The sequence below is a fragment of the Pseudolabrys sp. genome, from assembly GCF_035943735.1.
Lineage (GTDB): Bacteria > Pseudomonadota > Alphaproteobacteria > Rhizobiales > Xanthobacteraceae > Pseudolabrys.
Genome location: NZ_DASZBV010000003.1, coordinates 38,497 through 51,801, shown reverse-complemented (window position 1 = coordinate 51,801; position 13,305 = coordinate 38,497). Strand labels below are relative to the sequence as shown.

18 protein-coding genes and 1 pseudogene are annotated in these 13,305 nt (G+C 60.2%); 4 read left to right on the top strand and 15 right to left on the bottom strand.

Features of this window, described 5'->3' with window-relative positions; genetic code table 11:
- Position 1 precedes the first annotated feature (1 nt).
- Positions 2–265: a helix-turn-helix domain-containing protein gene (locus VGV41_RS01255; RefSeq protein WP_326861831.1), complete on the bottom strand. Its 264-nt coding sequence runs from the start codon at positions 263–265 to the stop codon at positions 2–4.
- A gap of 260 nt (positions 266–525) precedes the next feature.
- Here VGV41_RS01255 and VGV41_RS01250 point away from each other — a divergent pair, with 260 nt between their 5' ends.
- On the top strand, positions 526–1,047 hold the full coding sequence (locus VGV41_RS01250) for a hypothetical protein (protein ID WP_326861830.1): 522 nt from the start codon (positions 526–528) through the stop codon (positions 1,045–1,047).
- 2,014 nt (positions 1,048–3,061) lie between these two features.
- On the opposite strand, the gene VGV41_RS01245 is transcribed toward VGV41_RS01250, so the two are convergent.
- The 4 genes and pseudogenes from VGV41_RS01245 to VGV41_RS01240 form a co-directional block, all read right to left on the bottom strand.
- Entirely contained in the window at positions 3,062–3,253 is a 192-nt protein-coding gene (locus tag VGV41_RS01245; RefSeq protein WP_326861829.1) for a hypothetical protein, read from the bottom strand.
- Positions 3,254–3,792: 539 nt separating this feature from the next.
- Positions 3,793–3,999, bottom strand: coding sequence for a DUF6894 family protein (locus VGV41_RS22970; RefSeq protein WP_414705043.1), 207 nt, complete (start codon positions 3,997–3,999; stop codon positions 3,793–3,795).
- A 104-nt stretch (positions 4,000–4,103) separates the two neighbouring features.
- Positions 4,104–4,214, bottom strand: a pseudogene (locus tag VGV41_RS22965) (DUF2934 domain-containing protein); the annotation flags it as partial.
- Between the two features lie 15 nt (positions 4,215–4,229).
- Positions 4,230–4,433 carry a DUF2934 domain-containing protein gene (locus VGV41_RS01240; protein ID WP_326861828.1) on the bottom strand — a complete coding sequence of 68 codons (204 nt, stop codon included), beginning with the start codon at positions 4,431–4,433 and terminating at the stop codon, positions 4,230–4,232.
- Positions 4,434–4,892: 459 nt separating this feature from the next.
- Here VGV41_RS01240 and VGV41_RS01235 point away from each other — a divergent pair, with 459 nt between their 5' ends.
- Positions 4,893–5,297 carry a hypothetical protein gene (locus VGV41_RS01235; RefSeq protein WP_326861827.1) on the top strand — a complete coding sequence of 135 codons (405 nt, stop codon included), beginning with the start codon at positions 4,893–4,895 and terminating at the stop codon, positions 5,295–5,297.
- A gap of 440 nt (positions 5,298–5,737) precedes the next feature.
- On the opposite strand, the gene VGV41_RS01230 is transcribed toward VGV41_RS01235, so the two are convergent.
- Entirely contained in the window at positions 5,738–6,103 is a 366-nt protein-coding gene (locus VGV41_RS01230) for a S24 family peptidase (protein ID WP_326861826.1), read from the bottom strand.
- A 26-nt stretch (positions 6,104–6,129) separates the two neighbouring features.
- A complete protein-coding gene (locus VGV41_RS01225) occupies positions 6,130–6,612 on the bottom strand; it encodes a hypothetical protein (RefSeq protein ID WP_326861825.1) in 483 nt (160 codons plus the stop codon).
- 132 nt (positions 6,613–6,744) lie between these two features.
- Here VGV41_RS01225 and VGV41_RS01220 point away from each other — a divergent pair, with 132 nt between their 5' ends.
- Positions 6,745–6,897 (top strand): hypothetical protein, encoded by a 153-nt coding sequence (locus tag VGV41_RS01220; protein WP_326861824.1) that lies wholly within the window; start codon positions 6,745–6,747, stop codon positions 6,895–6,897.
- A gap of 322 nt (positions 6,898–7,219) precedes the next feature.
- Positions 7,220–7,759, top strand: coding sequence for a hypothetical protein (locus tag VGV41_RS01215; protein WP_326861823.1), 540 nt, complete (start codon positions 7,220–7,222; stop codon positions 7,757–7,759).
- Between the two features lie 102 nt (positions 7,760–7,861).
- On the opposite strand, the gene VGV41_RS01210 is transcribed toward VGV41_RS01215, so the two are convergent.
- From VGV41_RS01210 to VGV41_RS01175, 8 genes are all read right to left on the bottom strand, one after another.
- On the bottom strand, positions 7,862–8,131 hold the full coding sequence (locus tag VGV41_RS01210) for a hypothetical protein (RefSeq protein ID WP_326861822.1): 270 nt from the start codon (positions 8,129–8,131) through the stop codon (positions 7,862–7,864).
- A gap of 331 nt (positions 8,132–8,462) precedes the next feature.
- Positions 8,463–8,837, bottom strand: coding sequence for a hypothetical protein (locus VGV41_RS01205; protein ID WP_326861821.1), 375 nt, complete (start codon positions 8,835–8,837; stop codon positions 8,463–8,465).
- 437 nt (positions 8,838–9,274) lie between these two features.
- Positions 9,275–9,841 carry a helix-turn-helix domain-containing protein gene (locus VGV41_RS01200; protein WP_326861820.1) on the bottom strand — a complete coding sequence of 189 codons (567 nt, stop codon included), beginning with the start codon at positions 9,839–9,841 and terminating at the stop codon, positions 9,275–9,277.
- A 73-nt stretch (positions 9,842–9,914) separates the two neighbouring features.
- On the bottom strand, positions 9,915–10,187 hold the full coding sequence (locus tag VGV41_RS01195; RefSeq protein ID WP_326861819.1) for a hypothetical protein: 273 nt from the start codon (positions 10,185–10,187) through the stop codon (positions 9,915–9,917).
- Positions 10,188–10,574: 387 nt separating this feature from the next.
- A complete protein-coding gene (locus VGV41_RS01190; protein ID WP_326861818.1) occupies positions 10,575–11,813 on the bottom strand; it encodes an AAA family ATPase in 1,239 nt (412 codons plus the stop codon).
- Positions 11,810–12,721, bottom strand: a complete 912-nt coding sequence (locus tag VGV41_RS01185; protein WP_326861817.1) for a DUF7146 domain-containing protein — start codon at positions 12,719–12,721, stop codon at positions 11,810–11,812. The genes VGV41_RS01190 and VGV41_RS01185 overlap by 4 nt, the downstream gene beginning before the upstream one ends.
- Positions 12,718–12,975: a hypothetical protein gene (locus VGV41_RS01180; RefSeq protein ID WP_326861816.1), complete on the bottom strand. Its 258-nt coding sequence runs from the start codon at positions 12,973–12,975 to the stop codon at positions 12,718–12,720. The genes VGV41_RS01185 and VGV41_RS01180 overlap by 4 nt, the downstream gene beginning before the upstream one ends.
- Positions 12,972–13,226: a hypothetical protein gene (locus tag VGV41_RS01175; RefSeq protein ID WP_326861815.1), complete on the bottom strand. Its 255-nt coding sequence runs from the start codon at positions 13,224–13,226 to the stop codon at positions 12,972–12,974. The genes VGV41_RS01180 and VGV41_RS01175 overlap by 4 nt, the downstream gene beginning before the upstream one ends.
- Positions 13,227–13,305: the final 79 nt, after the last annotated feature.

The following is a 13,305-nucleotide window of genomic DNA, read 5'->3' as shown; positions in this document are numbered from 1 at the left end:
ACTATGCCGCCTCGCCAATTTTATCGAGCTTGTGATTTACAATGGAATTCGATCCGCCGGCCGCTTCCAGCTGGCGCGCGACAAGTTGATCGATGGATCTGATGGGCACGACGTGCCGGCGCCCGATCCGGATGGAAGCGAGTTCGCCGGTTTTGATGAGCTGCCGAACCGTGTCGCGGCCGACCTCACCGAGGGCGACGCAGGTGCTCTCCAGCGACAGACAGACGCGCGGAATGGGTTCGGACGATTTCTTGCGAGCGTACATTTGGCCTCCATTGCGGAGGGCCGTCGCATAAAAAAAGCGCAAGGCGGCCCACTTTCGGCACATCTTGCGCGGAATTCGAAACACACACTATCCGATGTTGCCGTGACTGTCTAGCGCCGTCTGAACCGAGAAGGTGCATCGATCAGAGCGACACACGCGGCGGCGACGATCATCGTTTGGGTGATGGGCGACCCAGCCCCCGTGCACTCGACGACGGCCGTTAGGCGTACTTACTCGTCTCAATTTAATCCAGAGCTTCCATGCTTCAGCGTAAGAACACGGCCAGTTTGCCGCCGGGCTCAATGGCGCTGATCTACGCAAGACACACCGGGAACAGGCAAACTCACGCTCGCAAGGTGCTCAAGCACGACCCCGACGGCATCCGGTTCGTCAGCACCGCTCATCGCAAGCAGTCCCATTTAGAGCAAACTGTCTCGGTTAGCCTTACAGACATCTTTCGTGAATCCGCTGAGGCCGATCCCGTTATATTGATCAACGGCGATCGATCTTGCGGTAAGAGGGACGTGGTGATTGGTATTGTGGTGCTGTTCGCGGTAAGTGCCGCGGCGGGTTTTTTGCTTGGCTATTTCTGCTTCCATTGGCTCTCTTTCGCGGCCTCAGGACTAATACTCGCGCTAACGGCTGCATGGATTCTGCAGGCTCACGGGTTTTGGATAGTCAGTGGGATAGCAGCCATAGTCGCGTGTGTAACCGTCAACCAATTCGCATTTCTCATGGGATGCCTGGTTAGGATGAGCCGAGAACCGACGGACAACGAGTAATCTATCCCCGAATTGCCGCGACGACGAACCACGCAACTACCGCCACAAGCGTATTGGTTGCGATGAGGGCCATCAGAAAGGCCCCCCACTTCGGCGATTTGCGAAGCCACAGGCAAAGCTTGCGGCTCCGGCCATCGCGGGAGCTTAGGGCGCGAATAAGCTCGAAGGCCTGAGCACGTGCTTCATTTAGGAACGCGCTTCCGGAGTCGGTGCAATGCTGCGTCATTTTGGGACGGCTTTCTGACTGAGCGGGGCCACGCCGCTGGCATCAGCAAGACGCGGGCCAAGAATTTCGCATCGAAACGCGTCCGGCTTTGCCTGCAAACGCCGCCCGGGCCAGACGCTTCGCATTCGCTTGGCTCACCAAAGGTCACGGCTTTATTTGGCCACGCCGCGGCGGAACATGCCGGGGCCTCGGAGCCGCTCCGGCTCCAGCCGAGCAGCCGCCTCGCCTGTCGTTCGACACTTGGAGGTGCCAGTCCGAACATCTTCAGCCCATAGCGAGTGCGACGGCGAGCTAAGCCGCACCGCGGCGCCGCAGTGGCGACACCCTTGTCAGCGAGCGACATGACGCTTTCGCGCCACTCGATGATCTTTGGTCGTTGTCGACTTGTGGTTCAGACAGGCGCTCGCAGCTCGCACCTCCTCGGGGGTCATCATGGCGTTAGCATGGGCCTTTGCCGCCTCGTACCCGTACTGCGCAACGGCGGCGCGGACTTGCCTACATTGGTCCTCGGTCTGGGCTGAGGACGCATGGGTCAAAAAAAGGGGCAACCCCACGAGGGCCGCCAAAATGTTTTTGTTCATTCCGCGAGCACTTGTTTTGGGGTTAAAGGCATCAACGCGCGCGCAGGGTCTTGCAGCATAGGCGGAGGACATTTGAGCGGCCTTCTGGACGTCACCAGGACGGAAGGGAAATCGCATGATGGAGGCGACCCGCGCGAGCTGGGGTTAATGCGGGGGGATTCGAGGTGCTCGCGGGATCGCCGTTGTATAAATTCGGCTAAAGCTCGTCGGTTCCTAGACACAACTGCCATTTTCTCAGTCGCGGTCCACTACCCCTCCCCGCAGTCGCGGCTCCTACAAGCTCGCTCAGTTCCCGCCGCGATTGGCTTCCGGGCGCGCGCTAGGTTCCAAAAATTCCACTCGCGAATGAGGCGACCTTTCGAAACCAATTTCCGCGGCCTGAATTATCACGACGCACGCCTTCTATCTAAACCTCTACCTCCGCGGCTCCGGCGTTCCAATGCGTCGGGGCCGTTTTCTTGTCGCCGAAGTAGACGACTTCGCCATTGGAACTGGCTGAGAGGGAAAAGGTTGATCGCAGGGCTTGGGCATATCGGAGGGACTTATGTTGCACCAATTCGCAGGCGATCCTCAGATTATAGGCGGCGTGTTCGGGTTCGCCTTTGGCGGCCTGTTCGGCTACGCGGTGAGGTCCATGATCTCGCTACACCGCCGGCAAATGTACAGGCGCCGGCGCGGCTATTAAGCCGACCGCGGCGAGCGGTTAGGCGCGGGACCCCTAAGGCCGACGACATAGATAGTGTCCCCTTGCAAGCCGCTCAGAGTGGGAAGCAGCTTTACCGCGGGGACCGCCAACATCAGATCGGTTACTCCGTCGAATTCGACGACGGTAAGGCCAGATCGAGTAGCGACACCGACGTCATGTTCAGCATAGGCGAGGCAGCACGCAGATGATGTGAAGGCTGCAGTTGAGTGCGAGCGCCCGGCGCGCAAGCCCCAGAATATCGACAAACCGTAGGATCGCACATAAAGAAAGCCCCGCATTCGCGCGGGGCCAGTCTTCCGTCCGTGCGGGGGGAATGCGATCGGACGGTTGGGCGCTTGTCGCCGTTACCTTGTTTGCGATCTGGCGCAACTGAATGTTTAGACGCGTCTCCCCTTAGGGCGGCGCTTGCGCGCGGCCTCTACGTCTTCGCGCTGGCGAATGTCTGCTCGGGTGTCCCGAACCAGAGCGTCGGGATTCTGAGTCCAAAAGGTTATGAGCCCCTTAAGAAGCTTTCGCATGGCTCACCACCTCCTCGCATTCGAGCGTATGGAGCTCAAGACAGCAGCGGTCGTGATAGACCAGCCCGGTCGCTATCTCCCGGATGTAGCCGTGGCAGAGCTCGACGTGGTCGTACGCGCAGAACGCCTTCATGGGCGCAACGCGCTCGTTCACCCAGACGTATCGCATGGGCATGGGTCGCCTCCCGTGGTTATGAAGGAGCACTGACCCTATTGTGTCATCCAAAAATGCGCGGAACCCGCGATGTCCACACACGGTAGCGCGCGCGATGTTGCATCAGCGCTACAACACAGGTTCCGTGAAGCCACGAGCCCCACTTTTCCCTTTTGATTTCAGGGAAATGAAGCCTCGGTGAAGCAATGTATCTGTGTCCCTCGATCTCAGTGCGATGCTGTTCAGATGGCAGGGGCAGAGTGGTCAACTGCTTTTCCCTGCTTTCGCAACAGCACCTCAATGAGCTTTTGACTTTGCGGCGGCGCGCTGTTCCGAAGTCGCGCTTTGGGTTTTCCAGTCGAGCGGAGGTGCGGGAGCACAGAATTGAAGCATAACGCAAAAGCGCCCGCTTATAAGGCGAGCGCTCCTGCGGCAGTGGAATGCACTGCGGTAACCTCCGGAGAGACGACGACAATGCATTCAGCATCCCACTGCATAGCTGTATTATGCAGCTCTTTTCGAAGGGGTTGTACCAAGGGGGATAACCGACAACGCGCAACCTAGCTCGGGATCTTTACCATCCCGACAGATGCACGAGCCTCGTCAAGCACCTGTATGGTGCAACTCGCGAAATCGGGATCCTCTGAAAGGTCCCGCGCCATCCTATTAGCGGCCTCGCATGCTTGTGTAGGACTCGCGTACACGGCGCCCGCGTCGTCCTCGACAATGCGATTGGGCATGGTGATGGTGAGGAAATAGCGCGGCATTTTTCTTCCGATCTTCGGCAAACCCACGGGAGTCGGTGGACGCCGCTACTCTTGTTTGAACTCCCGGTCCCTTTCGTCATCGAGAGCTCTTCCTCGACCTCGTGCTGAGCGCGCCTCCAATGCTCGATCCACTTACCCTCTGGGCGTCCTTCCTCCAGCCAGATGCGATAGGCGCGCTCCCGTATCAGTCGCTCCAGCTCGTCAGGGTCTGGCATGTAACAATCGCGACCTCACGCCTGCCCAGGCCCAAGGGGCGCACCGGACTCGGGAACATCGGCATGCTCGTCCTCACTGGCGAGCCTGTCGATGCGGCCTATATTGCGTTCTGCCTCTTCCCAATGCTCTTTGTCGCGACCGGTTGGCCTGCCCTCGGCCAACCAAATTCGGTACGCCTCATGACGGATGCGTTCTTCCTTCGATGCGTTCTCGTTCATAGGCCGGTTCCTTCGTTTTCCCGATAACCGTGGTTTCGGGGGCCGGTTCCAATCCCGACGTTGGTTCCGGAGGACGCACAAGGCGTCGCGCAGGTGGCTGATCATGATCATGCTGGCTAACGCTCAGCCGCCATTATTTCTCCCGGCGCGAGCGCAGACAGCGCACTCCTTCAGTGCTGGGAGCCGGTCATCCGGTCCAGAACGTCGCGCACGCGCTCCAACACCTTCGCCGTCCGCCCGGCGTAGTAGCCGCTGATTATCCGCTTCATGTAGGCGGGCCTCGCACCCGGCGCAAAACCTGCATAGCAACTGTCGCCGCAAGTAAGCCTTACTTTTGAGCCCAGATGCGAAGTTGAGTACAGTTTGCGGAGGTCACCATGTCTCCACCCATTCACTCTTGCTGATCCTTAGCGTCCGCCATCATCAGCACGCTTATCTCTCTACAGAGGGAGTAAGACTATGTGTGACTACAGCCTTCACAGCGTTCAGACCCGCCCGGCCAAGGTGGGCGATCAGCTCACGACCCGGGACTTCGGCGCTGGAACGCGCGGCTTCGCTGCCGCGGAAGACTCAAGCGTGGCCGTCTGCCTGCGACCCGGCACGGAGCTCTCATTCCAGCGAAACGTCAGCCACGGAAAGATCGGGACGTTCTTTCCAAAAAAACATGAGATCGCATCGCAAACGGCGCTATTCCGTCAAATCAACGTGGATTGCCCACACATCCACCATGATGCGCTGGAATTCCCCAACGGGGAAGTGGTGCCGCTGACATGTCTCACCGAGGGACAAATTGCGACTGTTCTTCAGTTGCCCGCTGATCCTGTCGTGGCACCGGCTGCAGATCCGACCCTGCTCACCGCATGAGAGGATCGTGAGGATCGGAAGTACGGACTTAACCTCCGCCGCCCCTTGGCTTCGCGTGCTCAGGCGAGCGGACTGCTTCCCCACCCACAATCGGAGCCGCCCCTTCGCGGGGGCGGCTTTTTTGGCAGCATCGGAAGCATGCACGCAGAGATCGCCTTAAGCTGCGGCTGACTGAAAGCTGGCGCTGCCCGGCTCCACTCGACACGGACGCTAAGATCGACCTGCTCTTTACCGAAGTACCCGCCTTGGCGACGACCCACTCGGGCTTTTCCTTTGCGCAGGCTTTGGCCGATATGCGCTGGCAAACCCGAGGATGGTCACTTGTCCCGGTTTTCCGACACAAATCGCTTCGCGGCCTCATTCCATTTTTCCCACAGCTTCCGCGTCTCGGACTGCAGGTCTGCTGCCAACTAACACGGAGCGGGCACCGCTCCTTCGTCTCATCCAATTCCCCCCATGATGATCTTGTGAACCGACACGACCTTGTTGGCCGGGAAAGAGAACGTCTTTTTCGGGTTGAACTGCTTGAGGCGCAGCTTCTTGCCGTCCATGGAGACGAGTTGCTTGACGTAGGCCTCCGGCGGATCGCCGTCGACGCCAGTCGCGATCTGCGCCACCACGAAATCGCCAGCCCGCACGGGCAGCCTCGGGTGAACATAGACGATCTCTTCGGGGAAATAGCGCGGCTCCATGGACGCGCCGGCAACATAGACCGCGTAGGCATTCGGGATAGGCGCGCTCAGATCGTCTTTGGGTTTCATGGTCAGAGATTTTGTCATTGATAGCTCCTGTTGAAATTCGGCCATGCCGATGTCGCTCGCGCTGCCCAACGCTACACCGCACCCCGCTCATCCATCGCCAAGAGATCGGCGTGGATGCTTTCAATGACTTCGTAATCGCCGTCGGCCATGCGGGCTTTTGCGATCAGCCCTTCAAGCGTGGTAGCCGGCGTCGCCGCGACCTGATTAAGAATTTCGGTGAGATCGCTTGTGGCTTGGGTGTGTCGCTCCTCGGCCTCGGGCAGGCCGAGCGCCTGCATCACCGCATCGGCGCGCTCTTGCCATTCCTGATGATCGCCGGACGGTTCGTTGTCGCGCTTCCAGTCGAAATACGCTTCCTCACGACTGTTGTAGGCGTTGAAGGCAGTCTCAAAGCGCGACTTCGCGTCCCTGAACGCGGGTTCGAGATCGAAGATCGGCTGGTCGGGACTGGAAGCTAGCGCCGCGGCCGGTATGACCGCTAAGACAGCGGCTGAGCCTGTGGAGAGCAGAAATGAACGGCGCGATGTGGTATTGGCAGAATCAGCCTGTGGCATGGTGCGCTCTCCGTGTTGCCGGTTAGGCCCCGTTTTGGTGTTGACGCACCGGGCGGGGCCGCTTGCTGATGTGTGCAAGTGGGTGCATAATGCACCATCGCAATTGAATGTCAATCGCACACATTCGCACTCATGGCCAAGACCTCCGCAATTTCCGTCCGTGTTCCGGACAACGTGAAGGCCGCGGCCGAGAAGGCCGCAGCGGCTGACAGCCGCTCTGTAGCCTCCCTTGTCGAGAAGCTTCTGACCGATTTTCTTAGAAAAAACGGATACTTAGAGAAGTGACAGCCGTCCGGAACCATCCGGTGGGGCAACAGTTGTCTCCTCGAAGACTGTTGACATATGTACACGATGGGTTACATTCGGTTTGTAACGATGGCTAGGCCGGATCACCCGAACAAGGAGATCGAAGCCGCCATTGAATATGCCGAAGAACTTGGCTGGCGCATCCGCTATCCCATGGGTCACTGGGGCCGAATGTTCTGCAAGCACGCGGACCGAGACGGTTGCCAATTCGGAATAAACGGCACACCCATAAACCCGGAGACGCACGCTAAACAAATTCGACGTGCTATTGATCGATGCCCGCACAAAGAGGAGGCCAACGATGAAAACGTTTGAGTTTGCCATCATCGCGTCCGGTCTTGATCCGAATGCGGATGATTTTGAGAGCATCTTCTACAACAACGGCTGCGACGATGCGCTTGTTGCCTTCCAGAAGGGCCACACCATCATCGACTTCGCGCGCCAAGCAGATTCGATTGATGAGGCGATTGCCTCAGCAATTGAGAACGTTTGCGCCACTGGTGCCACTATTGAGCGGGTCGAGCCTGACCCGCTCGTAAACCTTTCTGACATCGCATCGCGAACAGGTCTTACCCGCGCGGCCGTATCAAACTATGCGAAGGGTCTGCGATCTAAGAATTTCCCGGCCCCCGTCGTGCGCGTTACTTCCGATTCTCCTCTGTGGGATTGGACCGAGGTTTCTCACTGGATGTTCAAAAACAAATCTATTGGCCGCGATGAAGCAGTCATCGCTAGCGTGGTCAAAGAGGCAAACGTCGCGATCGAAGCTGGCGATAAGAACATTCGCAATCGGCTTAAGCAGCGCGCGGATTTAGAGGAAGCGACCTTGGAGGCTGCCTGAGAGCAGACTTGCGCATCGTTCGCGAGCCACCCACGCCCCGGCTGGCCGCTTTTGGGGCTAAAGGAGCCAGCAACCGGAGGCGTGACAGAAAGACGGCAGGCTTCAGTACCGAGGCGATCTCGTGCCAATCCGTCCGGTGTACGGATTCACGTTGCCTCTGGTGTTCCAATTATCCATCTGCGTCGTATTGGGCGCGCTCTGATAGTGCGGCTGCACGTAGGTCCCTCTCTGCGTCGTGTAACCTTGGTGATAGACGCTGGACGGGTTTGAGCCGATGCCGTAGCCGGCATAGCCGTGGTAGCCGGTGTATTGGGCCGACGCCGAGCCGGCCGCAGCAAGTAGCGCGACAACTGCCAAAACTACGATTTTCATGCCACCCTCCCAGGTTGAGCCGACCATAGCACCTGGTTGATAGCCGACAATATAAAAACTGACCCCGGCGATGGACCGCCGGGGCCGCTAAGGAGGTTCAAGGACCGAAGTAGTAGTGCGCCCTGATAACGCGGAACCGGCGGATGGTTCACGCGCCGTGTGGCGACTGCCGCCGCCTCGCTGAATGGCGAGAACTCCGCGATGCGGGCGAGCAATCGGTCGAGGGCCCTATTCAGGCCGTACTCCCCTGACCTTTACTCAGAGTACTGGCGCAACACCTGTGCGGCGTCGAATGCTCCCTTGGCCCCGGGCTCATTCGCGTGAAACATGATCACAGTCGCGGCGGCGCCCGCTGTGGGCGCGTGAATGACGTTCGTCTTCCGTAGCCAAAGCCCTGCCCGTTGTAGAATCCCTGACCGTAGGACCCGCTGTAACTGACGTTCCCCGTCGACACCGTGCCGGCCACGACGGAGCCCTGCTGAAGCGAGGCGTCCGCGAATCTGAAGTGGGAATAGCCGCGATCCAAGGTCGCCTTTGCAGCGGCCCGCATTGTCATAGGGACTGCCTGGCCGGTGAACAGCAGCCCCTTGGCCTGTGTGTCGATCCGCACGACGTTTTCGGCCAGCGGCATCTCCTGAGTGGTGACACAAGCAGCGAGCCCCAACGCGACCAGACTGATCGCGCCAATCCGAACTATAATGGTCATCGATTTCCCCTCAGCTTCCGCCGCTATCGTACGGCGGCTAGCGAGGGACACAATACCGAGTGCTTGCGGCGTCACCACGCACCGGCTTGGCTTCCTGCGCTGGCCAATTTCCCTCTACGGGGGTCGCCCGTGAGTTTTTCCGAGGCTGACCGGTGTCTCGCCGCTGGGCAGCCGAAAAGCGAACCAGCGCCATCCTCTGCGGCTCAGTCGATTCCATATTCCTCGGGTGGAGCGTGCTCGCGGCTGAAAACAAAAAAAAAGGCCGCCCCTTGCGGGACGGCCTTGAGGCTCGGGGGGAAGCAAGCCTCGGAGAAGGCTCAGGCCTGGGCGCCAGCCGCCGAAGCTCCGGGATGATCTCCGCGATGCGCGCGTCGTCGTTCGACGCCAGGAGCTCGCGCTCGAGCTCGTACACGCGCTTGCACACCGCGACCTTGGCTTCAAAATCTGGGTCCGGGCTCGTCATCGTTGTTCGCCTCTTGATCCTGCTGCCCGGTGGGTTCGGGATTCTCGACTGGCTGCAATGTCTTTCCCCGCCCCGCCAGGCTGTCCAAGAATGTCGCGAGCGGGTTTTCGGACTGCACCCCGTGATCCACGTCATGGCGGTCGCGCCATTTGTCGCGGCGCCTGTTCTTGAGCCAAAAAATCGCAGCCGCAGTATCGGGCGGCACATGCTCGCGATACGGCACGATGACCGGCTCGCCCTGGTGTTGAAACACTTTCACGGTGTCGTAGCTGTAGCCAACCGCTCGATTGTAGAAACGGCGCTCAACGAGATCGTCAACAGCTGACTTCCCGACCTTCACCGCTGAACAAAACTCTTCGTGGGTGACCATCCACTTTTGGATGGTCCGGTCCGAGACGCCGAAGGCTTCCGCCAAATCCTCATCGGTGGCGCCGAGTTCGCACATCTTCCGCGCGATCGCGCAGAACTCCGGCTTGAAAACCGGCGGGCGTCCTCCACCCGGATTCCCGACCGCGAATTTGTTTCCGACAGGTGCTGCCATGCCGCTTCCATATCAAATAGCACGCTAACTTACAAATCTGCGGGTTACGCGACCGCCGGGCGGGTTACGCGGCCTAATGCCAAGACTGAGTTACGTTCGGAGGTGGCTGGACCGGATTGACCGCGGATAGCAATTCTTGGATCACGACCATGGCGCAATTCGTCGCCAGATCTCTGTTGACCGACGCCATTATCCGGAGGTCGTGCGCCAGCGCTTCGGCCAGCACCGGCCCGACCTCGGTCCCTGTTGCCTCGCCCATGCGGATGAGGAGGCACAGTTCCTTCCGCCAAGTGGCCTGGCGCTCGGCCATGGCGTCGAGCTTGGATGACTGATCAGCGTCGATCACGACTGGGCCTCCGCCTCAGCCTCACGCCGCCCGGCACCAGGTGAGCGCACCACCGGCCACGGGACGGATGGTTGCCGAGCGGCGTGAGAGGGAATGCGGGCGACGGGAAGATCCTCGAAAAGGGCGTAGCACTTTGCCTCGCCGCTCCGGACACCGACTTGCTACGCATAGCCGTAGCAATTTGCGTAGCAGTTTGCGCCTCGTGCCCGCGCCTGCAATCCAGCCAAATTACAGAGAACGCAAATATAACAAGAACATAGCCCGTAGCATTTTTACCGTAGCACTTGCTACGCGTAGCATCTGCTACGCCCCATTTTTGGGGGTGTAGCGCGTAGCACTTTGTTTTCCCCCGTATGTAATACGGGGAAAACGCTACACCCCGAAAGGTTACAGCTGGCATGACCAGACAACCCCAGCCCGCTCGCCCACGAGAGAGCGCGCGATCAGGCCATCCTTCAGTCGCTTGAAGTCCATGCGCGGGTTTTGGCTTTCGGGATCAATGATGCCTCGAACCATCATCTCTTGGCGCCAGGCCTCGACTGGCACGACACGAACGTCGCCCGACAAGCCGAGGGTCGTATCCGGTCGTGCGCCGTCGGTCGCGAGCGCTTCTTCGAGGGCCGCGAGTGCATTCTTCTGCCGATCCGAAAGCTTCCGCCTCGTCGTGGGCTCAGTATGTTGCGGCGCGCTCTCGCGTTCACAGGGAATGACCTCCCCAAGGACGGCCGCCGTTCTTGGGCGGCCACTTGCCGTGCGCTCGACCTCCGGAAAAATCAGCGTGTAGTCGAACAGGGCCCGATCCGACTGGCCACCGCGGTCCTTCCGCTTCGTGAGGCGGAAGCCCGTCTTGGTCGCCATTGTGTTCAGGATGAAGTCGCTGTTGCCCGTGAGCCGGTACGAACCTGCAGGGCCGCGTGTCTGGTCCTTTCCCGGATGGCACACGAACACGGTCGTGCAGGCGTACTCGCGAACGAGGGCGTGGCCGAGCTTGAACAGCAATCCCGCTAGGTCGTCGTCATTAAGGCTGGCGCCGCCGACAGCGGCAGGTGCCGTGTCAATGGCGAACAGGCATGGCGGACCATGTGCTGCCGCATCCGCCCGAATGCGGCGCAGCAGATCTTCGCGACCCCTATCCGTTGTCACGTCCAAATCGGAGGGGACGACGGCCCAATCGAGGGTGGACAAGTCGATTCCACGTGTCGCAGCGATGCCCCTCATTCGGCGGCTATAATCCATCGGGTCCTCGTAGACACCGATCAGAACGCGTCCCTTGCCTGATTTGAAGACGGTCGCGTCGACTAGCGGCCGATGCCCAAAGCCACGGCCGGAGGCAACGGCGAGCAGCATCTCGTTCAGGATGGCCGTCTTGGCCGTGCCAGACGGCCCATAGAGGAGCCCGCACTGGGCGCGGCCGATGATCTCCCCGTTCTGGCCGTCTTCGATGAGCGGATCCGGCGAGGCGCCAAGGGATGCGATCCACTCGCCAATCTGCAAGATTCCGGTCGAATCGGTCGTCGACGGCGCAACATCGTCAGGATGCAGCACAGTCACGGACAGGCGCTCACGCATCATTGCCGCAATTTCGGTCGAGATGGCAGCGGATAGGTCGGGGGACATAGCGGTCATGCGGCCACCTCGCGCAGCACGTCGTTCAAATCACCACCGCGCTTCGGCTTCACGACGCGCACCTCTGCACCGGCCGTCATCCAGCGCCCAGCGCATTCTCGGACCGCCCGTTCGTTCGCGCCGGTTTTATCCGTCTCGCCAAGTAGCGTGAGGCCCTCGATACCCGACAGGACCGGGAAGCTGCCGATTGCGCCGGCCGATCCCAGCGCCCAGGCAGGTCGAAATCCTCCCATGCGGGCCGCAAGACAGGTTTCGAGGCCCTCGCCAATAGTGAGGCCTGTCGTCACCATGGCATCCGGATCGATTTTGATCGCGCATCCGCCTGCGGCGCCGAGCATCTTGCGCTCGATCTTGGTGCCGTCCGCACGGAGATACGTGCGATGGATTGCTTTCGGTTCGCTACTGCGGATGTCTCTAAATAGGGCGACCATAGCCGCTAGCGGCATCTGGGACGTTTTGTGCCAAACCCGCGGATGAAAGCGAACGACATCGCCCGCAATATCGTCCGTCAACTGGAGCGCGCGACTTTTGAGGTAGGCTTCGGCGATCGTGCCGCGGGGATTTTGGCTCTCCTGCCATATCCACAGAGCGATGGCGCGATTTTCCGACTTGCCTTCGTCTCGAGCCGGCGCGGCGATCGGCGCCGGTGCGGGCGAGCGCTTCTCATTTGGCCTGCAGGGCCGCCACGATGGCAAACCGAGCCGCTCCCGCACATAGTCACGGCAGTGGATCGGATCGTCGCCTGCATGGCTATAGACAACAAATCCGTCCGGCGCGCCAGGCGCCAATTTGATCGACAAGCTTCGATCGGCGCGTGAGTGGCCTGGCCCGGGGGCGGCGACGCTGTTGCGGCTCATCACTGAGCCGCCGAGGGCATGCGCAACGGCGCGAGCATCCAGAGCGATCATTGGCCCAGCTCCGCGAAGTGATCCTTGTTTTCGACGATCAATCCAGAATTGCACTCGCGCACGTATTCCAGCGCTTTTTCGAGGGCAACTTTCTTCGTGAGTCCTGTTTCAAAGGCGCCACTCCCGTCGGAGAACTCGCAAAACCGCCAGCCGCCGTCTTCATCCGAGCACGGACACACGATGGCAACGCGCTGGAACGGGCCGACAGGGCGCACTCGTCGCTGGCCGGGAAACTTAATGACGAGGGCGCTCATGGCCTGCCCTCGCGACGCAGAAAATTAATGCCGACGAAGCGGCACTCGTGCTCGCGAGCTATTGCGAGTCCGAGAAAGACTGCGCGGGCAATTCCGCGGATCGGGCCCTCGGAAAATCCGCCAGATCCGCAGACGCACGTGACCAAGAAGGTCAACGGCGCTTCGCCTTCCAGTTCGTCGGCGTAGACGACGCCGAATCCGTCTTCGTGATGTGACTTGCGCCAGCCGGGCGCGTCGGGTATTGAGCGCATCGCAAATTCCTTTGGCCCCGTTTCGGATTGCAGTCCGGCGGGGCCTTTCTCTTTGCGAGACGGCCGCCGCGAAAACGGG

Excerpts from the sequence above, each read along its gene's own strand:
- VGV41_RS01205 (WP_326861821.1), bottom strand. The coding sequence starts at position 8,837 with ATGACCATTATAGTTCGGATTGGCGCGATCAGTCTGGTCGCGTTGGGG.
- VGV41_RS01200 (WP_326861820.1), bottom strand. The coding sequence starts at position 9,841 with ATGGCAGCACCTGTCGGAAACAAATTCGCGGTCGGGAATCCGGGTGGA.
- VGV41_RS01175 (WP_326861815.1), bottom strand. The coding sequence starts at position 13,226 with ATGCGCTCAATACCCGACGCGCCCGGCTGGCGCAAGTCACATCACGAA.
- VGV41_RS22970 (WP_414705043.1), bottom strand. The coding sequence starts at position 3,999 with ATGCCGCGCTATTTCCTCACCATCACCATGCCCAATCGCATTGTCGAG.
- VGV41_RS01240 (WP_326861828.1), bottom strand. The coding sequence starts at position 4,433 with ATGAACGAGAACGCATCGAAGGAAGAACGCATCCGTCATGAGGCGTAC.
- VGV41_RS01190 (WP_326861818.1), bottom strand. The coding sequence starts at position 11,813 with ATGACCGCTATGTCCCCCGACCTATCCGCTGCCATCTCGACCGAAATT.
- VGV41_RS01225 (WP_326861825.1), bottom strand. The coding sequence starts at position 6,612 with ATGCCACAGGCTGATTCTGCCAATACCACATCGCGCCGTTCATTTCTG.
- VGV41_RS01245 (WP_326861829.1), bottom strand. The coding sequence starts at position 3,253 with ATGCCCATGCGATACGTCTGGGTGAACGAGCGCGTTGCGCCCATGAAG.
- VGV41_RS01220 (WP_326861824.1), top strand. The coding sequence starts at position 6,745 with ATGGCCAAGACCTCCGCAATTTCCGTCCGTGTTCCGGACAACGTGAAG.
- VGV41_RS01230 (WP_326861826.1), bottom strand. The coding sequence starts at position 6,103 with ATGGCCGAATTTCAACAGGAGCTATCAATGACAAAATCTCTGACCATG.
- VGV41_RS01215 (WP_326861823.1), top strand. The coding sequence starts at position 7,220 with ATGAAAACGTTTGAGTTTGCCATCATCGCGTCCGGTCTTGATCCGAAT.
- VGV41_RS01250 (WP_326861830.1), top strand. The coding sequence starts at position 526 with ATGCTTCAGCGTAAGAACACGGCCAGTTTGCCGCCGGGCTCAATGGCG.
- VGV41_RS01210 (WP_326861822.1), bottom strand. The coding sequence starts at position 8,131 with ATGAAAATCGTAGTTTTGGCAGTTGTCGCGCTACTTGCTGCGGCCGGC.
- VGV41_RS01235 (WP_326861827.1), top strand. The coding sequence starts at position 4,893 with ATGTGTGACTACAGCCTTCACAGCGTTCAGACCCGCCCGGCCAAGGTG.
- VGV41_RS01185 (WP_326861817.1), bottom strand. The coding sequence starts at position 12,721 with ATGATCGCTCTGGATGCTCGCGCCGTTGCGCATGCCCTCGGCGGCTCA.
- VGV41_RS01180 (WP_326861816.1), bottom strand. The coding sequence starts at position 12,975 with ATGAGCGCCCTCGTCATTAAGTTTCCCGGCCAGCGACGAGTGCGCCCT.
- VGV41_RS01255 (WP_326861831.1), bottom strand. The coding sequence starts at position 265 with ATGTACGCTCGCAAGAAATCGTCCGAACCCATTCCGCGCGTCTGTCTG.